This window comes from Prevotella sp. tf2-5, from assembly GCF_900115435.1.
Taxonomy (GTDB): Bacteria; Bacteroidota; Bacteroidia; order Bacteroidales; family Bacteroidaceae; genus Prevotella.
This window is the reverse complement of sequence record NZ_FOWK01000015.1, coordinates 20909-42012: the sequence shown is the minus strand read 5'-3', so window position 1 is coordinate 42012 and position 21104 is coordinate 20909. Positions and strand designations below refer to the sequence as shown.

The following is a 21104-nucleotide window of genomic DNA, read 5'->3' as shown; positions in this document are numbered from 1 at the left end:
AGTTTGATGAAAAAGATTTTATATAGTCGATATGACAAGTCGAAAATAGCAGCCCTTCCAAGAGTACTTTTTGAGGGACGTATCATTGTCGTTATCACAGAAAAAGAGGCGGAGAAGGCTGTGGATTATTTGCTGACACAACCTATCCTTGGCATTGACACAGAGACACGTCCGTCTTTTAAGAAAGGAAAGATTAATCAAGTCGCTCTTCTCCAAGTAGCCACACATGACACTTGTTTTTTGTTCCGCCTCAACCAGATTGGTTTGTCTTCCTCCATCAAAAGATTCCTCGAGGACACCAAGGTCCCCAAAATAGGACTGTCGCTTCATGACGACCTGATGATGCTTGCCAAGCGTGGCGATTTCATCCGTGGGAGCTTCATTGACTTACAGGATAAAGTAAAGGAGATAGGGGTGGAGGATATGAGTCTCCAGAAGCTTTTCGCTAATTTCTTCGGACAAAGGATCAGTAAGCGTGACCAGCTCTCTAACTGGGAAGCGGACCTGTTGACGGACAAACAGAAGAACTATGCGGCGACAGACGCATGGACCTGTGTCTTGCTCTATGAGGAACTGCTTCGATTGGAAGAGACCGGTGATTATGAATTGATAAAAGTAGAAAATGATCATGTACAAAAAGATACAGTTACGGAAGGGGAAGGATGAGAGCCTGAGGCGTTTTCATCCGTGGGTCTTTTCTGGTGCCATCCAACAGATAGAGGATGGGGTTCAGGAAGGTCAGTTGGTGCGTGTTGTCACTTATGAGGGCGATTTCATCGCTGTCGGACATTATCAGCAAGGTTCTATCGCTGTTCGTGTCCTGACTTTCTCTGACGTGGAGATCGATGATGATTTCTGGTTCTCCCGTCTGCAGTCGGCATTGCAGATGCGTCTTGCCATCGGTATCGCCGATAACCCACGGAACAACACCTACCGTCTGGTGCATGGTGAAGGAGACAATCTTCCTGGCTTGATTATTGATGTCTATGGACAAACGGCTGTGATGCAAGCCCATTCCATCGGTATGCACCTGATGCGTAAGGAGGTTGCGAAAGCACTTGTGAAAGTGATGGATTCGCGTGTTTCCCATATCTATTATAAGAGTGAGACGACCTTGCCTTTTATGACGGAAGATGACATGAACGGGTTCCTCTATGGTGGCAGCGACGATAATATCGCCTTGGAGAACGGGCTGAAGTTCCGTGTCGACTGGCTTAGAGGACAGAAGACTGGCTTTTTCGTGGACCAGCGGGAGAATCGCTCGTTGTTGGAGCGATATGCCAAAGGGAAACGTGTGCTGAATATGTTCTGTTATACGGGTGGGTTCTCTTTCTATGCCATGCGTGGCGGGGCAGAGCTGGTACACTCTGTCGACAGCTCAGCGAAGGCGATAGCACTGACGAAAGAGAATGTCTCTTTGAACTTTCCTGGTGATGCCCGTCATGAAGCCTATTGTGAGGATGCCTTTAAGTTCTTGGAGAAAGCAGAATCGGGTTACAACCTCATCATCCTAGACCCTCCGGCGTTTGCCAAGCACCGTGGTGCCCTGCATAACGCACTGAAAGGCTATACCCGTTTGAATCAGAAGGCTTTTGAGAAGATAGAGAAGGGTGGCATCCTCTTTACGTTCTCTTGTTCACAGGTGGTGACGAAAGATCATTTCCGTAATGCAGTATTCACGGCGGCGGCACTTGCCAAGCGTAAGGTACGTGTTCTGCACCAGTTACACCAACCTGCCGATCATCCTATTAATATCTACCATCCGGAAGGAGAATATTTGAAGGGATTAGTACTCTATGTTGAGTAAAGTAAAAGATTATATCAAAAAACATAAGCTTCTTGATATTAATGAGTTATATCTTGTTGCGTTGAGCGGAGGTGCGGATAGTGTCGCCTTGCTGTTGCTGCTCGATGAAATGGGTTATAAAGTTCATGCTGTTCATTGTAACTTCCATCTTCGCGGGACAGAGTCAGACAGGGACGAACAGTTCTGTGAGCATCTTTGTCAACAGAAAAACATCCCATTTCATCGTATCCATTTTGACACGCTGACGTATGCAGAGACGCATAAGGTAAGCGTTGAAATGGCAGCGCGAGAACTCAGATACCGCTATTTTGAACAGCTAAAAGAAGACATTGGGGTAGCAGGTGTCTGTGTGGCGCATCATCGGGATGACACGGTGGAGACAGTCTTGCTGAATCTGGTACGTGGCACGGGTTTAAAGGGACTGACGGGAATTCAGCCACGGAATGGTCATATTCTCCGTCCGTTGTTGTGTGTCTCAAGACAGGAGATTGAGGTGTACCTGAAAACAAAAGGTCAGGAATATGTGACGGACTCCACCAATCTTGAGGCGGACGTGCAGCGTAATGTGGTTCGCTTGAAGGTGCTGCCGTTGTTAAAGGAGTTGAATCCTGCCGTGTCGGAGAACATACAGCGTACAGCGGAAAATTTGGTAGAAGCACAACAGGTGTTAGATGCGATTGTAAATAAGTATATTGGTGTTAAAACCTTAGAACTTAACAGTTTAAAGAAATACGGTTCAAGTGAATATATAATACACCAATGGGCAAAACAATACGGTTTCAACGGGACGCAAGTAAGACAGGTGATGGCAGCGGAGACGGGTCGTTTCTTCTCCTCTCCGGAAGGCTATGACTTGTTGGTCGACCGGGAGAGACTGCTCGTTGAACCATCGTTGAAACCGTTCAAAACATTGCGGATTCCAGAGGAGGGAACCTATGTCCTGGATGATCTGACGAGACTCACGGTGAAGAAAGAGTCTGTTTGGATATCGAAAGAAGCAACCGTCGCCACGCTTGATGCCTCAAAGGTACGCTTTCCGTTGACGGTCAGGAGAGTAGAGGAGGGCGATGTGATGCAGCCATACGGTATGGAGGGACGAAAACTGTTAAGCGACCTGATGACCGACCGTAAGATGAATGTCTTCGATAAACGTCGTCAGTTGGTGGTCACAGATGCGGAAAACCAGGTCGTGTGGCTCGTTGGTATCCGTACCGACCACCGTTTCCGTGTCTCTGATTCCACCACCGAAGTACTGGCTCTTTATACTAATTAGTTCTCAACCAATTAGTTAGTAAGATAAACATATCTTTCGTTAATATAATTATGACAAAAGTTGTTTGTTATTTCATTTTTTATTTGTAACTTTGCGCATTAAAATTAAGAAGTAAGGAAAAAGTAAAGAAAAATAAGATAAATTTATGGGAAAGAGATTCGCCGAACATGGCGGTATGAACTTGACGCAGGTGAACAATGACATCCTGCAGATGTGGAAGGAGAAGAATGTGTTCCTTCGCTCTATAGAGGAGCGTGAGGGCTGTCCTCAGTTTGTGTTCTTCGAGGGACCTCCCTCGGCTAACGGTCATCCTGGCATTCATCATGTATTGGCGCGTTCCATCAAGGATACCTTCAACCGTTATAAGACCATGCGTGGCTATCAGGTACACCGCAAGGCTGGGTGGGACACCCACGGACTGCCTGTAGAGCTGGGCGTGGAGAAGGAACTTGGTATCACAAAGGCGGACATTGACAACAAAGAGTCGGAGCGTTATATCTCCACAGAGGATTATAACCTCAAGTGCCGTGAGAACGTGATGATGTACACGGCGGAGTGGCGTGAGCTGACCGAGAAGATGGGTTACTTCGTCGACCTGGATCATCCGTATATCACCTATGACAACAAGTATATCGAGACCCTCTGGTGGTTGCTGAAACAGTTCTATCAGAAAGGACTGCTTTATAAAGGCTATACTATCCAGCCCTATTCTCCTGCCGCCGGCACGGGACTGTCTTCCCATGAGCTCAACCAGCCAGGTTGTTACCGTGATGTGAAGGATACCACCTGTACGGCACAGTTCAAGATGAAGAATCCGAAACCAGAGATGACGGAGTGGGGAACGCCCTATTTCCTCGCATGGACGACGACACCATGGACGCTTGCCGCTAACTCTGCGCTTTGCGTGGGACCGAAGATCGACTATGTGGCTGTGCAGACGTATAATCCTTATACTGCCGACAAGGTGACATTGGTGCTTGCCGAGGCGCGTCTCAATGCTTATCTTCCTGCCGAGGGCGCCATCACTGATGGTGGTGAGCTACCAGAATATAAGAAAGGTGAGAAGATGATACCTTATCGTATTATCGCCCGCTATAAAGGCACAGATCTCGTGGGAATGGAGTATGAGCAACTGATGCCAGCCATCAAACCTATGGGTGACGCATTTAAGGTGATCCCTGGTGACTATGTGACGACAGAGGATGGTGCCGGTATCGTGCATATCGCTCCCAACTTCGGTGCCGACGATGCTTTTGTGGCTAAGAAGGCAGGAATCTGTCCTATCGTACTGATTGACAAGAAAGGTGCGGAGCGTCCTGTGGTCGACCTGCAGGGTAAGTATTTCGTTATCGAGGACCTTGACCCGGACTTCGTGAAGAACTATGTCAATGTTGATGAATGGAACAAGTTTGCGGGACGTTACGTGAAGAATGCCTATGACGAGACACTGACAGACAAGGATGAGACACTGGATATCTCCATCTGCATGGACCTGAAGGCACAGAATAAAGTGTTCAAGATCGAGAAACATGTGCATAACTATCCTCACTGCTGGCGTACAGACAAGCCTGTGCTCTACTATCCGTTGGATTCGTGGTTTATCAAGAGCACGGCAAAGAAGGAGCGCATGAGTGAACTGAATAAGACGATTAACTGGCAGCCTGAGTCAACAGGTACGGGACGTTTCGGTAACTGGCTCGATAACCTGAATGACTGGAACCTGTCACGTAGTCGTTTCTGGGGTACACCTCTTCCCATCTGGCGTTCTGAGGAGGGTGAGGAAATCTGTATCGGTTCTGTGGAGGAACTCTATAACGAGATAGAGAAGGCTGTCAAAGCAGGTGTTATGACCTCTAATCCTCTGAAGGATAAGGGGTTTGTACCTGGTGATATGTCCCAGGAGAACTATGACAAGATAGACCTCCATCGTCCCTATGTCGACTATATCATGTTGGTGAGTGAGAGTGGCAAACCGATGAAACGTGAGAGCGACCTGATTGACGTGTGGTTTGACTCTGGCTCTATGCCATACGCCCAGATTCACTATCCTTTTGAGAATCGTGACGCTATCGACAAGAATAAGGCGTTCCCTGCCGATTTCATCAATGAGGGTGTGGATCAGACTCGTGGATGGTTCTTTACCCTGCATGCTATCGCCACAATGATCTTCGACTCTGTCGCCTTCAAGAATGTGATCTCCTCAGGACTGGTTCTGGATGCGAAGGGTAATAAGATGTCCAAGCATGTGGGTAATGTGGTGAATCCGTTTGAGATGATAGAGAAATACGGCTCGGACGCCGTACGTCTGTATATGATGACAAACTCAGAACCTTGGGATAACCTGAAGTTCGACCCTGAGGGCGTGGATGAGATACGTCGTAAGTTCTTCGGGACATTATACAATACATACAGCTTCTTTGCCTTGTATGCCAATGTGGACGGTTTTGTCCCGTCAATTGCTGTGTCACAGCAACAAACAAGACCGGAGATTGACCGATGGATTCTCTCCTCATTGAACACCCTCATCAAGAAGGTGACGGCAGAATTGGAGAATTACGACCCGACACGTGCTGGTCGACTGATCGACTCCTTTGTCAATGACGACCTGTCGAACTGGTATGTGCGCCTGAACCGTAAGCGTTTCTGGGGTAAGGAGATGAGTGATGACAAGCGCTCTGCTTATGAGACCCTCTATACCTGTCTGATGACGATCTCAAAACTCTTGGCGCCATTCGCACCGTTCTATGCCGATCAGCTCTATGTTGACCTGGGCGGTGAAAAGGATAGTGTGCATCTTGACGCCTTCCCCGTAGCTGATGAGTCGATGATTGACGAGGATCTGGAGGCACGTATGGAGATGGCGCAGAAGATCACGTCAATGGTTCTTGCCCTGCGCCGTAAGGTGAATATCAAGGTGCGCCAGCCGCTGCAGAGTATGATGATTCCTGCCACAGAAGAGCAGAAACGTCATATCGAGGCAGTGAAAGACCTGATCATGCATGAGGTGAATGTGAAGGAGCTGAAATTCGTGGAGGGCACCGGTATCCTGGTGAAGAAAGTGAAGTGTAACTTCCGTACTATGGGTAAGAAGTTCGGTAAGATGATGAAGAGTGTTGCCGCTGCCGTCGATACCCTCTCTCAAGAACAGATCGCCGAGCTGGAAGCCAATGGCAGACTCACTATAGTTCCTATAGATTCTGTAGATCCTATAGAAATTCTAACCGAGGATGTGGAGATTATCAGTGAGGACATCCCAGGATGGCTTGTGTCAAATGAGGGTAACTTGACTGTCGCTCTTGAAGTGGAGCTCACTGATGAGCTGAGGCAGGAGGGTATGGCTCGTGAGATTATCAACCGTATACAGAACATCCGTAAGGACAGCGGTCTGGAGATTACTGACCGCATCCATATCACTCTGGCTCCGAACGAGGAGATCCAGAAGGCGGTGGCAGGATATGGTGACTATATCAAGACACAGGTGTTGGCGGATGATATCACGATCGCTCCTAACGAGGGCGTGGAAGTGGACTTTGACGAGTTTAAATTGAATATCAAAATAACTAAATCCTAATTATTATGGTAGAAAAAACACGTTATTCTGATGAGGAGCTGGAAGAGTTCCGTCAGATAATTAATGAGAAACTGGCATTAGCCAAGCGTGACTATGACCAAATGATGAATGTCCTAATGAATAAGGACTCTAACGACGTGGATGACACATCTCCCACTTACAAGGCATTGGAAGAGGGTAGCGCAACCCAGTCGAAAGAGGAGTTGATACAGATGGCATCACGACAGCAGAAATTCATTCAGGGACTGAAGGCTGCCTTGGTACGTATTGAGAATAAGACCTATGGCATCGACCGTATCACAGGTAAGCTGATTCCAAAAGAACGTCTGCGTGCCGTTCCCCATGCTACTTTGAGTGTGGAGTCGAAGATGGCAGGCAAGAAATAAATGGAGAGTAAGAATATCGCTAAACGCGGATGGATTGCCGTTGCAATAGTAATGGCAATCCTTGTTGTCGACCAGATTATCAAGATTTGGGTGAAGACCAATATGACTCTTCACGAGCAAATCGAGATTTTCTCATGGTTTAAGATCGTGTTTATCGAGAATAACGGAATGGCGTATGGGATGGAGATAGGCTCTAAGCTCGTGCTCTCTATCTTCCGTGTCGTCGCTGTGGCTATCCTCGGCTGGTATATTGCGCGACAGGTCAGGAAACCTGTACGCTTCGGTTATATCGTTTGTCTGGCGATGGTGATGGCTGGTGCCGCAGGTAATATCTTCGACTCGATGTTCTACGGGTTGATTTTCAACGCTTCCTCAGCGTTCTACACCTCTTATTTCGTACCCTTCGGGACAGGTTATGCGCCATTCTTGATGGGAAAGGTGGTGGACATGTTCTACTTTCCGTTGATCGTGACGACATGGCCTGACTGGGTGCCGATGGTGGGAGGAAACGAGTTTGTGTTCTTCAGTCCTATCTTCAATTTCGCTGATGCGTCGATATCTGTAGGTGTCGTCCTACTGTTGCTCTTCTATCGTAAGGAGATCAGCGAGATAGAGATTACTTATAAGAAGGAGAAAACTCATGAGGAATAGTCTGCCCATTGTCATATTGATGCTTGTCATGATAGGCTGTAAGCCTACTGTCCCTTCGGAATTCATCCAACCCGGAGAACTGGAGGATATCCTATATGACTATCATGTGGCACAGGCAATGGCGAATGAGACAAGTCATAGGAACAGTGAGGAGAATTATTACGATAAAAACGCTTTTTTCCACGCCGTCCTCAAGAAACATGATGTCACGGAGGCGGAGTTCGACTCTTCTCTGGTCTATTACTATTCTCATGCTGAGCGCCTGAAGGGCATCTACCAGCATGTGAAGGAACGTCTGAATGACGAGGCGAAGGCTCTGGGCGCCTCTGTGGGTGACCTCAATAAGTATTCGGCATACAGTACAGTGGGTGATACGGCGAATGTATGGCAGAACGAGACAGACGTGCTTTTGCTGCCCATGCCGACGACAAACCGTTATGATATCTATGTGAAGGCAGACACCTCCTATTATAAAGGTGACTCTTTCATGTTCCAGTTTATGTCTGACTTCATCTATCAGAGTGGTTCCCGTGACGTTGTGGTTTGTCTGGTCGCCAAATATGAGAATGACAGTACGACGCAGACCGTCAGTCATGTCAATATGACGGGACAGTCGCAGATCCGTATCCCCGAGAACCGTGAAGGAACGCTGAAGGAACTGCGCGGATTTATATATCTGAACAACAACGACCGTGCCAATGAGGTGCGTAAGATGTTGTTCATCAGTCAGATACAATTGATTCGCTTCCATTCAAAAGAGAAGAAAGATGAGCCCAAATCCAATGACGAGAATAAGAAAGATAGCTTGTCCGGAGCTGCAGACCGTCCAGGGAACGGTACTGACTCAACAAGTCGTGGAGGTCAGCAACGGCAAGGTGGTAGACTATTACCCTCTGACAAGGGAGCTGCCGTTCACAGAGTGGACAAGCAGCCGTTTAAGACTATGCGAAAATGAGGAGGGGGCATTAACCCTTTGGAATCATAAAGAACCTATCATATAAAGACAATGAACCTGAGAGTACGTTTGGCATTGATGAGCTTCCTGCAGTTTGGTGTATGGGGGGCATACCTGACGTGTATGGGACTTCATCTCATGGAGTTGGGGATGGGTCATCATATCGGTTCTTTCTTTGCCATGCAGGGTTTTGTGTCTCTCTTTATGCCAACGCTGATGGGTATTGTCGCCGACAGGTGGATACCTGCCCAGCGGTTGTATGGCTTCTGTCATCTGATGGCAGGTGTCTTTATGATCCTGACAGGGCTCTACGGACAACAAGAAGGTACGCATGCTGCCTTCCCCGTTTTGTTTGGGTTGTATAGCATGAGTGTTGCCTTCTATATGCCGTCACTCGCCTTGTCGTATTCCGTCTCTTATAACGCATTGTTGAAGGAGGGGATGGATCCGGTGAGGACTTTCCCGCCCATCCGTGTGTTTGGGACCATCGGTTTCATCGCTATGATGTGGCTGGTCGATATCCTGGATTATGAGCACACGCACCATCAGTTCCTCGTCAGTGGAATGTTGAGCCTGTTATTGTTTCTCTATGCCTTCACACTGCCATCGTGTCCTGTGAACGGCAATCGTGGGAAACAGTCTTTTGTGGAGACTTTCGGACTACAGGCTTTTGTCTTGTTTAAGAAGAGGTCTATGGCGGTATTCCTGATATTCTCTATGTTCATAGGTGTCTGTCTGCAGATCACCAATGGTTTCGCCACACCGTTCATCAATCATTTCCAGCGTATCCCAGCGTATGCGGACTCCTTTGGGGTGAGATATCCGCTGATACTCTATTCCATCTCGCAGTTCAGTGAGACATTCTGTATCCTGCTCATCCCGTTCTTCATGAAACACTTTGGTATCAAACGGGTTGTGCTGATAGCGATGGTCGCCTGGTTCTTCCGTTTTGGACTTCTGGGAATGGGTAACCCGGGTAGTGGTGTGTGGATGTTCGTGCTGTCTATGATCGTCTATGGTGTCGCTTTTGATTTCTTCAATATCAGTGGCTCCCTGTATGTGAATCAGTCTACGGATCCTGGTTTACGCTCCAGTGCACAGGGTTTGTTCATGTTGATGACGAATGGTGTCGGTGCGACATTTGGCTCGTTGGCGGCACAGGCTGTCGTGAATGCCCATACGATGGATGGTCAGGTGGAATGGTCCACATGTTGGTACATCTTCGCAGGCTATGCCATCGTCATCGGCTTATTATTCTATTTGATGTTCCATCCTCAGCAGGAAAGAGTCAGGGAGGCGCGTGTATGAAAGAGGTGAGATATTTCTATGTACCTGATGCGGCGCGAGTGAATGAGCTGCCTGCCGATGAGGCATCCCACGCCGTGCGGGTGCTTCGCCTTGCCGCTGGCGACGAGATGATGCTGATGGATGGTCAGGGACAGTTCTTCCGCGCCGTAGTGACGGTGGCTTCCAACCATCATTGTATGTATGACATACGGGAGGTACTGCCACAGGAGCGTCCATGGAAAGGACATATTCATCTTGCCATCGCACCCACCAAACTGATGGACCGTATGGAATGGATGGTGGAGAAAGCGGTGGAGATAGGAGTCGACGAGATTACCTTCCTCGACTGTAAGTTCTCTGAGCGTAAAGTCGTGAAGACGGAACGTATCGATAAGATTGCCGTCTCTGCGATGAAACAGAGCCGTAAGGCTTGGAAGACGGAACTCCATGATATGGTGTCGCTGAAGGATTTCATTGCCGCTGACCGTCATGGTGCCCGGTTTATCGCCCATTGCTATGAGGAGGTGGAGCGTACGTATCTGTATGAGGAGCTCCAGCACTTGCCTGCTGACGAGGAGGTAACGGTCCTGATAGGACCGGAAGGTGATTTCTCCATTGATGAGGTACGGGAGGCTATGGCTCATGGCTTCCGTTCCATCCATTTGGGAAAGAGTCGTCTGCGCACAGAGACGGCAGGACTGTCTGCCGTGATGATGGCGCAGCTCAGTAAATCAATAATAATATAAATAAGGTATGCAACAGATTAGTCTTCATCAGGTGTTACCACAGGTCTTTGCCCAACGTGTCGGTCTGACTTCCGACGTATGGAAGAAGGAGGTGTGTTTCGAGAAAGGAAACGTGTATCTTGTCGAGGCAAAGAGCGGGAAGGGGAAGAGCACGTTCTGTAGTTATCTGTTAGGCTATCGTCACGACTATACAGGGCAGATATGCTATGATGCGGAGGATATCCGTGACTTCTCTGTGTCTCAGTGGGTGGACATCCGTCAGCGCCAGGTCAGTATGCTCTTTCAGGAGATGCGCCTGTTTCCTGAGCTGACAGCATGGGAGAATGTGGAGATCAAGAACCACCTCACCCGGCATATTGACCGACCGACGATTGAACAGTGGTTTGACCGGCTGGGTATCGCTGAGAAATTGAATGTCCAGGCGGGAATACTCTCGCATGGACAGCAGCAGCGTGTCGCCTTTATCCGTAGTCTTGTGCAACCGTCTGACTTCCTGGTGATCGACGAGCCTATCTCCCATCTGGATGATGTCAACGCACAGCTGATGGCGGAGATGGTGACAGAGATGAAGGAGAAGACACAGTGTGGTGTGATAGCTACAAGTATCGGCAAACGACTGCCGCTTACTTATGACCATATAATGAAATTGTAAAAAAACTAAATATTATGAATAATCAGTATTGGCAACCAGAATTGGAGACGATGCCCCGTGAGGAACTGGAGGCATTGCAAGTGAAGAAACTTCGTAAGTCGATTGAGATTAGCCTGAAGTCACCTTTCTATAAGAAACGCCTGGGTGACTTGGGTATCACCCCTGACAGTATCCAGACTATCGCGGATATCCGTAAGATCCCGTTTACTACGAAACAGGACCTGCGTGACAACTATCCCTTCGGACTGGTGGGTGGTGATATGAAGGATGCCATCCGTATCCATTCTACCAGTGGTACGACGGGGCATCCCACCGTAGTTACTTATTCCCGTCATGACATCGACTCATGGGCGAATATGATAGCCCGTGACATGTATATGGTGGGCTGCCGTGACACGGATGTGTTCCAGAACTCTTCCGGCTATGGTATGTTCACAGGTGGTCTGGGCTTCCAGTATGGTGCTGAGAAGCTGGGTGCCACCACCGTTCCCGCCGCTGCTGGTAACTCCAAGCGTCAGATTATGTTTATCAAGGACTTCGGTACGACATGCCTGCATGCCATTCCATCCTATGCCATCCGTCTGGCGGAGGTGTTCCAGGAGGAGGGGGTAGACCCACGCTCTACGAAGTTGCGTACCCTCTTTATCGGTGCGGAGCCTCATACAGAGGAACAGCGTCAGCGCATCGAGCGCCTGTTGGGTGTTAAAGCATATAACTCGTTTGGTATGACGGAGATGAACGGTCCCGGTGTCGCTTTCGAATGCCTGGAACAGAATGGTATGCATCTGTGGGAAGACAACTACATCCTGGAGATTGTTGACCCAGACACCTTGGAGCCGGTACCTGATGGAGAGATTGGTGAGATGATCCTCACCACCCTCGACCGTACGATGATGCCGATCCTCCGCTACCGTACCCGTGACCTTACCCGTATCATTCCCGGAGAGTGTCCTTGTGGACGTACGCATCGTCGCATTGACCGTATCAAGGGACGTACGGATGATATGTTCATCATCAAGGGTGTCAATGTGTTCCCGATGCAGGTGGAGAAAATCCTCGTGCAGTATCCTGGCTTGGGCAGCAACTACCTCATCACACTCGATACGGAGGATGATAATGACATCATGACCGTGGAAGTGGAGCTGGACGGACTGAATACGGATGTCTATCCCGAGCTTCAGAAGATGACGAAGGATATCCAGCGCGCCTTGAAGGACGAAATCTTGCTGACACCACGTGTCAAACTCGTGAAGAAAGGCTCTTTGCCTGTCAGCGAGGGTAAGGCTGTCAGAGTGAAGGATCTCCGTCCTGGTCGTGGATAATAATGAATGGTTAACGGTTAAGGAATGGTGCTGAGGATTTTTTATAAAACGCTGTTGATGGCTGTCTTGATGGTGACAGCCTTCCCCTGTGCGGCACAGCAGAAGATGCGTGATGTCTTCCTGCGGATGCCTGATGAGTTGCTGCCGTACCTGACGGAGAATAACCGTCTGGACTTCATCGATTTCATGGATTCTGGTATGAAGGCGGTGGTCAATAATGAGTTGGGCGGTAAGAGCGAGATGCTGTCGTTGTCTGATGAGTCACTGACTATTCAGGTCAGTCCCGCTATGAGGATGTCGATGCGTCTGTTCCCTGTCAGCGAGGCGGTAGACAGTTGTCAACAGGTGGTTTGTGTGATTACCACCTATGGCACGGATGCACCAGAGAGCAGGGTGGAGAGCTATTCGTTAGCGTGGAACCCTGTTGATGTGTCAAAACATCTAAGTATTCCCAATGAACCATATATTGCTGATTTCATGGAGGTTCCCGGCGTTGGACTGGTATTCAGGCAGTCTGACGCGCTGGATCAGTTGGCTCATGAAGAGCAAAAAAAAGAAAGCTCTTGGTTAAGAAATGTTGAATGGAATCCATAACTAATTAAAATACGTTAAATTGGTATTAGATATTATAACAACACTTGTTTTGTAATAAACATATTTATTATATTTGCAGTGTGTTTTTCATGGTATTAGATTATTAAGGTTAATGAAAGATTGATTGTCGTGAGACAATCATTCTTTTTTTATATACTAATTTATAACCTATTTGAAAAGCCTCCCCATAAAATACATTTCTATAATTTCATACATGTGGTGAACATGTCGGGGAAGTACTCATTCAAATCAATATGTTCCCTGAACAACCCAAAGAGGGCACTGCCGCTTCCACTCATGGCGGCATAGGTGGCTCCGAGTTGATAGAGTTGTTCTTTGATAATGGCAAGTTCGGGGTGAGCGGTGAAGACGCTTGTCTCGAAATCATTCACCAGTTCTTCTCTCCAGGTCTCTATGGGTTGCATGACAATCTCCTTGCAGCATTTCTTAGGCATCTGTGGGGTGATGTGAGCGAAAGCCTCCTTGGTAGGTACAGGAATGTCAGGACGTACTACCGCCATATACCAGCCTTTCAGGTCGAGGTCAATGGATGTGAGCCGTTCTCCGATTCCCTCCGCATAAGCCGGACGGTTCATGATGAAGATAGGACAGTCGGCTCCTAACTGTGCGGCATAGTCGATGAGTTGCTGGGGAGTCAGTCCCAGTTGAAACTGTTCGTTAAGCAACAACAGCATGGCGGATGCATCACTGGAGCCACCACCCATCCCAGCCTGTGTGGGGATCCCCTTATACAGATGGGCATGCAGACGGGGAAGGGAAGGGAAGTCGTGTTTCAGTAGGTTATAGGCACGCACCACCAGGTTTCGTTGTTCGTCACCCTCCACATGGATATTCGTCACTTTGATATCACAGTCAACCACAGAGGGGAAGTCTTCTGCCATTGGGAACACCTCCAGGGCATCTTTGATGGGTACAGGGTAGAATACTGTCTGTAGGTTATGATAACCGTCTGGTCTGCGTTCTACCACATTCAGACCCAGATTGACTTTTGCTATGGGAAATATCATCATATCTTTAACCTTTAACCGTTTTTAGTTTCTTAATCCTTCTTTTCGCTTCTGTTGCATCCGGATATAACTCCAGTGCTTTCTCGTAATTACGGATTGCAGCCTCGGGCATGTGTTCCTTCTCACACTCCTTGCCGAGAATGACGTACTCGACAGCGAGGCGCTTCAGCGTCTCCTCTTTCTGTCTCATCTTCTCTTGAATGTCACGCACCTCTTGCTGTAGTTGAGTGATGATGCCTAACTTCTTGCGAATCAGTCGTTTGGCGACAGGTTTCTCAATATCGTAACGACTATGGATCGCCACGAAGAAATGTTGAAGGAAGGCATCGAAATCCTGACGGTCGAAAGCCTCCATCGCCTCGTGGTATTCTTTGTCAGCCTTACTCTCGTAGATCGCCTGTTGGATGAGTTGTCCGTTATTATAGCGTTGGGCGAAACTGACGACCTCAGCCCTGACGAAGATGTCACTCTGACGGATGGGTTCTGTCAGGGTGATACCTTCTAAAGAGGTACAACGGCTCAGTGCGACATAGGTCTGTCCACCCGCAAAGGCACCACCTCCCGAGAAGTCGATCTTCACCTGACGGAAAGTCAGCCCCTGACTCTTATGTACCGTAATCGCCCAAGCTAATCGGAGAGGGAACTGGACGAACGTACCCAACAGCTCCTCTTCGATTTTCTGTTCTTTCTCATTGAATGTATAACGCATGTTCTCCCAGACCTCCCGTTCTACGTCATATTCATGTCCGTCCTCGTCAACCACCGTGATGATACCCTCTCCTTCATCGATATATATCACGACCCCCAAGGTTCCGTTCACCCAGCGTTTCTCTTTGTCGTTTTTGATAAAGATGACCTGTGCACCGGGTTTGACTTCCAGCTCCATGGGAGCGGGTAGGGAAGTCTCGGGAAACTCACCTTTAATCACACCCTGAAAGACAGAAGACCTACCCTCTAACTCTTTTAGTTTCTGGTCGTTGATATAATCTACGGTGTCCCGTCTGGTGGCGAGTGTAATAGCGAGTGCTCCTTCTTTCTTCCCCTTCTTAGGAGAGGCGTCCAGCCGTTCGTTGATTGCCCTTAAATCCTCTGCCGTCGTCTGGTTCTGGCGGATGCGGTCCAACAGTCCGATGAAACGAGCGTCACTCTGGCGATACACCTTCCGCAGCTCGATGCTCACCAGTTCCATCTCCTGCCATACCTTGGCGGAGAAGAAATAGGCAGAGGCGTAGAATGGTTGCATCAACCGCCATTCGTCTTCTTTGATGACGGGCTCCAACTGGAAGATATCTCCCACCAGTAACAGTTGCTTGCCTCCGAAGGGTACCCGCATGTTCCGACAATAGATACGCAGCACTTTGTCGATGAAATCGATGATGTCTGCTCTCACCATTGAAATCTCATCGATGATGATGAGTTCCAGTTCTCGCAATAGCTTTGTGGTGTCTCCACTGTATTTCAGTGTCTTCCGTATATTTCGGATGTTATAACGTGAGTCGTTGGGCAGTAAGGGATGGAAGGGTAGTTTGAAGAACGAGTGCAAGGTTTGTCCACCGGCATTGATGGCTGCAATACCCGTCGGAGCGAGGATCACATATTTCTTCTTGGTGTGCTGAGCCACATAACGTAGGAACGTCGACTTACCCGTACCTGCCTTTCCTGTCAGGAAGAGCGAGCGTCGGGTATATTGAATGACTTGCAGTGCCTGCTGCCATTCTTGGTTTTTCGTGTCGAGTGTCTGTATTTCTTGTTTCGCCATTTTCACATGCAAAGATACAAATAATTTTTCTTATTTATTCATATCGCATTGATTTTGACGGGTGAATACGGGAAACGAGGAAAGAAGGGGCGATCAGGACGAAGAGGGTGACGAGGAGTGTTGCCACATTGAGCAGCAGGATGAGAGGGATGTTTAACTCCATCGGGGCTGTCGTAACATAATAGTTAGCGGGGTCGAGCTGGATGAACCCTGTATGTTGTTGTAATAGGATAAAGCCGATACCAATGATATTTCCCCATAGCATCCCTTGTCCGATAATAAAGGTGGCAAACCACAGGAATGTGTGGCGTATACTCTTGTTGCAGGCACCCAGTGCCTTCAGGAGTCCTATCATCTGTGTCCGTTCAAGGATGATGATGAGCAGACCACTGATCATCGTGAATCCTGCGACGAAGACCATCAAGACCAGGATAATCCATACGTTGATATCAAGCAGTGACAACCAGGAGAATATCTGCGGGTAGCTCTCCTGAACGGTATGGGAGGTCAGTATCTCTCCATTACGGTCTGTATGACGGTTTACTTTCTCTATTACCAGATTGGCGGTAGCCTCCAGCTGGTTGAAATCCCTCACAAGCAGTTCCGCGCCACTGCACTGGTCCTTCTCCCAGTTGTTGAGTTTCACAGGGATAGGTAGGTCGGTGAAGCAGAGTGCTTCATCAAACTGAGTCATATTGGTCTCATAGATGGCAGCAATCGTAAACTTACGGGCTCTAACATTATTATAATCGATAAAATAGGCAAAGACACGGTCACCGACCTTCAGTCCGAGTTTATCGGCAATTCTTTTGGAGATAAGCAACTGGTACGAGCTCTTCGTGGAGGAGAACTGAAGTGTCTTTCCCTCTTTGAGATTCTGTTGCAGGAAATGGGTGTCATAATCCTCTCCGATACCCTTGAAGACGACACCGAGGAAGTCATTGTCCGTTTTGAGAATACCTTGTGTCAGCGCATAACGACTCACATGACGGATTCCCTCGATACGTTGCAGCACGTTTCTTAAAGAGTCGTCGATACAGACGGGATAGGGTGTCGCGGACTGGGAGGCGATGAAACTCTCTACCTGGATGTGACTGCCGAAACCCACTACCTTGTCGCGGATGGTATGCTTGAAGCCCATCACCACGCTCACTGTGATAATCATCACGGCTAGTCCGATAGCCACACCAATGGTGGCTATACGAATAGCTGGGCGGCTCACCTTACGATGGTCACCTTGGTCGGAATAGATTCTCTTAGCTATGAATAATGGGAAGTTCAATCCTTAACCGTTAACCAATAACCCTTCACACGTATTATTCCATTACCCTTCCAGGGTAAGTCTCCAGTGCTTTCTGCAGTACGACAAGCGCACGCTCAAGGTCTTCCTTTTTCAGCACATAGGCGATACGGACCTGGTTGATGCCAGCACCTGGGGTGGTATAGAATCCTGCGGCGGGAGCCATCATCACGGTCTCACCCTCATACTCAAAGTCGGCAAGACACCAACGGCAGAATTTCTCCGCATCATCGACAGGTAATTTGGCAACTGTATAGAAAGCCCCCATGGGGATGGGTGAGTAGACACCAGGAATACGGTTCAGTCCGTCAATCAAACACTTTCTACGCTCCACATACTCGTCGTATACATCACGATAGTATTCCTCAGGAGCATCCAATGATGCCTCAGCGACAATCTGTCCGATTAAGGGAGGAGACAGACGAGCCTGACAGAACTTCATCACCGCCTTACGGACCTCAGCGTTCTTTGTGATAAGGGCTCCGACACGGATACCACACTCACTATAGCGCTTCGAGACAGAGTCGATGAGGATGACATTCTGTTCGATGCCTTCTAGATGACAGGCAGAGATATAGGGGGATCCAGTATAGATATACTCACGATAAACCTCATCTGAGAAGAGATACAGGTTGTATTTCTTTACTAGGTCACGGATCTGCTGCATCTCACGACGGGTATAGAGATAACCTGTCGGGTTATTGGGGTTACAGATCATAATGGCACGGGTGCGGTCATTGATGAGTTCCTCAAATTTCTCTACTTTTGGCAAGGAGAAACCTTCTTCAATTGTGGTGGCAATGGTACGGATCTTCGCTCCTGCAGAGATGGCAAATGCCATATAGTTGGCATAGGCTGGTTCTGGTACGATGATCTCATCACCAGGGTTCAGGCAGGAGAGGAAGGCAAACAAGACTGCCTCACTACCTCCTGACGTGATAATGATATCGTCGGCAGTAACATTGATGTTATATTTTGCGTAATAGCTGACCAGTTTCTCCCGATAGCTCAGATAACCCTGTGAAGGGGAGTACTCTAAGATGGTTCGGTCAATTTGCTTCAAGGCATCCAGTCCCACCTTGGGTGTTGGCAGGTCAGGTTGTCCGATGTTCAGGTGATACACTTTGGTACCCCTTTTTTTCGCAGCAGCGGCAAGTGGCGCAAGTTTCCGAATCGGTGACTCGGGCATCTCCAGTCCGCGAACAGATATTTCCGGCATTGTATTCTAATTTACGTAAATCGGATGCAAAGGTACGAAAAAATTAAAAATTAAACATGAAAGATGAGATAATATTTTCCTTTTTCAAATAAAATGCTTACTTTTGCGCATCCAAACGAACTGAATTATGAATTACGAAGAACTCTTAGCATCACGTAAGGACGGAAAACTCAATAAGACCCGTCTGCCGATTGGTGATTATTACCGTCAACAGATTGACGGAAAATATCGTAGTGTGGTGGACATCGCCCCAGAACTGAATAATAATATCAAGTTTTGTGAGGCTCTGAAGAAGGAATGTGAACAGAATGCGTCGCTCACAAATCAGCATATTCTGCATTTCAGACCTCAGACAGAAGGAAAGGATATCGTGCGTCTGGAGATGGAACAAGGACAATATCAGCCACTGAAACATGTTCTTAACGAATCTCCGGCTATTGTGGCTGAGCCTCATTTCATTGAGGATTTCACTCGCCAGTTGTTGGAAGCGGTGGCTTATCTACATGAACAAGGTGTGTATGGTGTGTGCTATTCTCCAGAAACTATCTTTCTGCGAAAAGGGGATAATGCTGTATTGTTAACGCATGTGGGATCTCATTATCTCTCGATGAGCAATCCCTCGCAGTTGTATTATGGTGGAATGGAGGAGTTCGTGGCACCAGAGGTGATGAACAATGGAACTGTCGACAACCGTTGTGACATTTATTCTGTCGGTCGTTTGTTACAGAGAATCTTCGACCAAGCAGACATGCCCCTGGAACTCCGTAATGTGGTGAAGAAAGCTGTCAGCGAGGCTCCAGAAGATCGTTTTAATACTCCGAAAGATATGCTTGACAGTATCAATCGCAGACGAAACACCTTCCGTTCGTTGATATCGGGAATCATTGCCGTTGCTATTGCAGGACTGGTCATCGCTCTCTATTTTGACATGATGCCGGAGAGTAATCCTGTGGAGTTCGTTAAACCGGCTCCCAGAACGGCTACGGATGATTTGATAGACGATGGCTATAGTCCAGAGGAATTGGGCGTGGTGAGTGATGGAGACTCTCTTGTCTCTGTTGAGCAAAAATCACAAGAGGAATATCAGGCAAAGGCTGAGGCTATCTTCCGTAAGCGTTATACTGCCGCTGCTGATAAGATTCTCTCAAAAATATATAATAAGGAACACATGAATGTGACAGAGAAGAATTTCATGTCACAAAGCGAGTCAACGGTGGCTGAGTTGATGAAGGCACAAGAGGAAATAGCCGCAGAGTCTGCATTGGATCCTTCTCGCAGCCAACTGATTGCCACAGAGATTATCGAGCGTCTCACTGAACAGAAGAAGAATGCTTTGGGTGGCTCCAATAGTCGTGGAATTCAGAAATAATAGAATATTGAAATAAAAGTACAACAAGATGAGATCAAGAACAGCAATATGGTTTGAGTGCAAAATAGCCTACGAGAAAGTGATGGAGGATGGCTTGCAGAAGAAAGTAAATGAGACTTATACTGTGGATGCCCTCAGTTTCACAGAAGCGGAGAAGCGTATCATGGAGGAGATGTCAAGCTATATCAGTGGCGAGTTTACCGTCAAGGATATCAAGATAGCTCCGTACAAGGAGATATTCTTTAGTGAGGATGCTTCTGCTGACCGTTGGTATAAAGCAAAGCTGCAGTTTATCACTATCGATGAGAAGACGGAGAAGGAGAAACGCAGCAGTGTCAACTATCTCGTGCAAGCCGGTACTTTGAAAGGTGCTGTCAACAATATTGAGGAAGTGATGGGTGGTTCGATGATGGACTATGTCATCGCCAGTGTTGCTGAGACAACCCTCATGGATGTTTTTGAATACGCAAAGAGCAGTCAGGACGACACAACAGAGATGGATAGATGATGGACTACGACGTCAAAGGGAATTTAAGACAGGTTCTTGCTGATTTGCCACAGGGTGTCCGCCTTGTGGCAATTAGTAAATATCACCCTAACGAGTATATAGAGGCAGCCTATCAAGAGGGACAGCGTGTCTTCGGGGAAAGCCATGAGCAGGAATTGCGTCAGAAGGTGGAGACATTACCCCAGGATATACACTGGCATTTTATTGGTCATCTACAGACGAATAAGGTGAAGTATATCGCTCCTTATATTACCATGATAGAAGCTGTCGACTCGTTCAAGCTTTTAAAAGAGATTGACAAGCAAGCTGCTAAAAATGAGCGTGTTATCGATGTCTTGCTGGAGCTGCATATCGCAGCGGAAGAAACAAAGTACGGACTGACTCCTGATGCTTGTAGGCAATTATTGGCGGATGGCGCATGGAAGGAATTGAAACATGTCCGTATCTGTGGTCTGATGATGATGGCGTCTAATGTAGACGATGAGGCACAAATCCGTTCTGAGTTCAGAATGGCAAGAGCGCTCTTTGATGAGGTGAAATCGCAGTATTTTGCTGATGAGCCCTCGTTCTGTGAGCGTTCCTGGGGGATGAGTCATGACTATAAGATTGCAGTAGATGAAGGGAGCACGATGGTACGTATTGGTACTACTATCTTTGGTCCTCGCGTCTATTAGTAT

Annotated in this window: 19 protein-coding genes; 15 read left to right on the top strand and 4 right to left on the bottom strand. The window is 47.8% G+C overall.

From position 1 onward, the window contains the following. Window positions 1–6 precede the first annotated feature (6 nt). From BM257_RS13670 to BM257_RS13615, 12 genes are all read left to right on the top strand, one after another. Complete coding sequence (locus BM257_RS13670) at window positions 7–666, top strand: 3'-5' exonuclease (protein WP_092073827.1); 660 nt, start codon at window positions 7–9, stop codon at window positions 664–666. Further along, the gene (locus BM257_RS13665; protein WP_092073875.1) at window positions 629–1807 is read left to right on the top strand and encodes a class I SAM-dependent rRNA methyltransferase; all 1179 of its coding nucleotides are present in this window, start codon (window positions 629–631) and stop codon (window positions 1805–1807) included. The genes BM257_RS13670 and BM257_RS13665 overlap by 38 nt, the downstream gene beginning before the upstream one ends. Continuing rightward, window positions 1797–3080 carry a tRNA lysidine(34) synthetase TilS gene (tilS, locus tag BM257_RS13660; protein WP_092073825.1) on the top strand — a complete coding sequence of 428 codons (1284 nt, stop codon included), beginning with the start codon at window positions 1797–1799 and terminating at the stop codon, window positions 3078–3080. Before BM257_RS13665 ends, tilS begins: the two co-directional genes overlap by 11 nt. Window positions 3081–3225: 145 nt before the next feature. After that, entirely contained in the window at window positions 3226–6651 is a 3426-nt protein-coding gene (gene ileS, locus BM257_RS13655; protein WP_092073824.1) for an isoleucine--tRNA ligase, read from the top strand. 5 nt (window positions 6652–6656) lie between these two features. Then, window positions 6657–7037: a TraR/DksA family transcriptional regulator gene (locus BM257_RS13650; protein WP_092073822.1), complete on the top strand. Its 381-nt coding sequence runs from the start codon at window positions 6657–6659 to the stop codon at window positions 7035–7037. Continuing rightward, entirely contained in the window at window positions 7038–7688 is a 651-nt protein-coding gene (locus tag BM257_RS13645; RefSeq protein WP_092073820.1) for a lipoprotein signal peptidase, read from the top strand. Beyond that, window positions 7678–8643 carry a DUF4296 domain-containing protein gene (locus tag BM257_RS13640; protein ID WP_092073818.1) on the top strand — a complete coding sequence of 322 codons (966 nt, stop codon included), beginning with the start codon at window positions 7678–7680 and terminating at the stop codon, window positions 8641–8643. Before BM257_RS13645 ends, BM257_RS13640 begins: the two co-directional genes overlap by 11 nt. A gap of 51 nt (window positions 8644–8694) precedes the next feature. Continuing rightward, window positions 8695–9951: an MFS transporter gene (locus BM257_RS13635; RefSeq protein ID WP_092073816.1), complete on the top strand. Its 1257-nt coding sequence runs from the start codon at window positions 8695–8697 to the stop codon at window positions 9949–9951. Continuing rightward, a complete protein-coding gene (locus tag BM257_RS13630; RefSeq protein ID WP_092073814.1) occupies window positions 9948–10676 on the top strand; it encodes a 16S rRNA (uracil(1498)-N(3))-methyltransferase in 729 nt (242 codons plus the stop codon). The genes BM257_RS13635 and BM257_RS13630 overlap by 4 nt, the downstream gene beginning before the upstream one ends. Before the next feature lie 7 nt (window positions 10677–10683). After that, a complete protein-coding gene (locus BM257_RS13625; protein WP_092073812.1) occupies window positions 10684–11328 on the top strand; it encodes an ATP-binding cassette domain-containing protein in 645 nt (214 codons plus the stop codon). A 14-nt stretch (window positions 11329–11342) separates the two neighbouring features. Then, the gene (locus BM257_RS13620; protein WP_092073810.1) at window positions 11343–12650 is read left to right on the top strand and encodes a phenylacetate--CoA ligase family protein; all 1308 of its coding nucleotides are present in this window, start codon (window positions 11343–11345) and stop codon (window positions 12648–12650) included. 24 nt (window positions 12651–12674) lie between these two features. Next, the gene (locus tag BM257_RS13615; protein WP_092073808.1) at window positions 12675–13244 is read left to right on the top strand and encodes a DUF3256 family protein; all 570 of its coding nucleotides are present in this window, start codon (window positions 12675–12677) and stop codon (window positions 13242–13244) included. A 200-nt stretch (window positions 13245–13444) separates the two neighbouring features. Here the strand turns inward: BM257_RS13615 and ispE are convergent, their stop codons facing one another. Genes ispE through BM257_RS13595 form a run of 4 tightly spaced genes read right to left on the bottom strand, consistent with a single transcriptional unit; the run spans window position 13445 to window position 18550 of the window. Then, window positions 13445–14275: a 4-(cytidine 5'-diphospho)-2-C-methyl-D-erythritol kinase gene (ispE, locus tag BM257_RS13610; protein WP_092073806.1), complete on the bottom strand. Its 831-nt coding sequence runs from the start codon at window positions 14273–14275 to the stop codon at window positions 13445–13447. Window positions 14276–14279: 4 nt separating this feature from the next. Then, window positions 14280–16031, bottom strand: a complete 1752-nt coding sequence (locus BM257_RS13605) for an AAA family ATPase (RefSeq protein WP_092073804.1) — start codon at window positions 16029–16031, stop codon at window positions 14280–14282. A gap of 34 nt (window positions 16032–16065) precedes the next feature. Beyond that, the gene (locus tag BM257_RS13600) at window positions 16066–17313 is read right to left on the bottom strand and encodes an ABC transporter permease (protein WP_092073802.1); all 1248 of its coding nucleotides are present in this window, start codon (window positions 17311–17313) and stop codon (window positions 16066–16068) included. 34 nt (window positions 17314–17347) lie between these two features. Next, window positions 17348–18550, bottom strand: coding sequence for a pyridoxal phosphate-dependent aminotransferase (locus BM257_RS13595; RefSeq protein ID WP_092073800.1), 1203 nt, complete (start codon window positions 18548–18550; stop codon window positions 17348–17350). A 127-nt stretch (window positions 18551–18677) separates the two neighbouring features. Here BM257_RS13595 and BM257_RS13590 point away from each other — a divergent pair, with 127 nt between their 5' ends. From BM257_RS13590 to BM257_RS13580, 3 genes are read left to right on the top strand one after another with little or no spacing between them, the layout of a single operon-like run. Continuing rightward, the gene (locus BM257_RS13590) at window positions 18678–19919 is read left to right on the top strand and encodes a protein kinase domain-containing protein (protein WP_092073798.1); all 1242 of its coding nucleotides are present in this window, start codon (window positions 18678–18680) and stop codon (window positions 19917–19919) included. 28 nt (window positions 19920–19947) lie between these two features. Further along, on the top strand, window positions 19948–20427 hold the full coding sequence (locus BM257_RS13585) for a DUF4494 domain-containing protein (protein ID WP_092073796.1): 480 nt from the start codon (window positions 19948–19950) through the stop codon (window positions 20425–20427). After that, entirely contained in the window at window positions 20427–21101 is a 675-nt protein-coding gene (locus tag BM257_RS13580) for a YggS family pyridoxal phosphate-dependent enzyme (protein WP_092073873.1), read from the top strand. Before BM257_RS13585 ends, BM257_RS13580 begins: the two co-directional genes overlap by 1 nt. Window positions 21102–21104 lie beyond the last annotated feature (3 nt).

Excerpts from the sequence above, each read along its gene's own strand:
- tilS (WP_092073825.1), top strand. The coding sequence starts at position 1,797 with ATGTTGAGTAAAGTAAAAGATTATATCAAAAAACATAAGCTTCTTGAT.
- BM257_RS13605 (WP_092073804.1), bottom strand. The coding sequence starts at position 16,031 with ATGGCGAAACAAGAAATACAGACACTCGACACGAAAAACCAAGAATGG.
- BM257_RS13640 (WP_092073818.1), top strand. The coding sequence starts at position 7,678 with ATGAGGAATAGTCTGCCCATTGTCATATTGATGCTTGTCATGATAGGC.
- BM257_RS13625 (WP_092073812.1), top strand. The coding sequence starts at position 10,684 with ATGCAACAGATTAGTCTTCATCAGGTGTTACCACAGGTCTTTGCCCAA.
- BM257_RS13580 (WP_092073873.1), top strand. The coding sequence starts at position 20,427 with ATGGACTACGACGTCAAAGGGAATTTAAGACAGGTTCTTGCTGATTTG.
- BM257_RS13645 (WP_092073820.1), top strand. The coding sequence starts at position 7,038 with ATGGAGAGTAAGAATATCGCTAAACGCGGATGGATTGCCGTTGCAATA.
- ispE (WP_092073806.1), bottom strand. The coding sequence starts at position 14,275 with ATGATGATATTTCCCATAGCAAAAGTCAATCTGGGTCTGAATGTGGTA.
- BM257_RS13585 (WP_092073796.1), top strand. The coding sequence starts at position 19,948 with ATGAGATCAAGAACAGCAATATGGTTTGAGTGCAAAATAGCCTACGAG.
- BM257_RS13590 (WP_092073798.1), top strand. The coding sequence starts at position 18,678 with ATGAATTACGAAGAACTCTTAGCATCACGTAAGGACGGAAAACTCAAT.
- BM257_RS13620 (WP_092073810.1), top strand. The coding sequence starts at position 11,343 with ATGAATAATCAGTATTGGCAACCAGAATTGGAGACGATGCCCCGTGAG.
- BM257_RS13630 (WP_092073814.1), top strand. The coding sequence starts at position 9,948 with ATGAAAGAGGTGAGATATTTCTATGTACCTGATGCGGCGCGAGTGAAT.
- BM257_RS13670 (WP_092073827.1), top strand. The coding sequence starts at position 7 with ATGAAAAAGATTTTATATAGTCGATATGACAAGTCGAAAATAGCAGCC.
- BM257_RS13615 (WP_092073808.1), top strand. The coding sequence starts at position 12,675 with ATGGTGCTGAGGATTTTTTATAAAACGCTGTTGATGGCTGTCTTGATG.
- BM257_RS13635 (WP_092073816.1), top strand. The coding sequence starts at position 8,695 with ATGAACCTGAGAGTACGTTTGGCATTGATGAGCTTCCTGCAGTTTGGT.
- ileS (WP_092073824.1), top strand. The coding sequence starts at position 3,226 with ATGGGAAAGAGATTCGCCGAACATGGCGGTATGAACTTGACGCAGGTG.
- BM257_RS13595 (WP_092073800.1), bottom strand. The coding sequence starts at position 18,550 with ATGCCGGAAATATCTGTTCGCGGACTGGAGATGCCCGAGTCACCGATT.
- BM257_RS13650 (WP_092073822.1), top strand. The coding sequence starts at position 6,657 with ATGGTAGAAAAAACACGTTATTCTGATGAGGAGCTGGAAGAGTTCCGT.
- BM257_RS13665 (WP_092073875.1), top strand. The coding sequence starts at position 629 with ATGTACAAAAAGATACAGTTACGGAAGGGGAAGGATGAGAGCCTGAGG.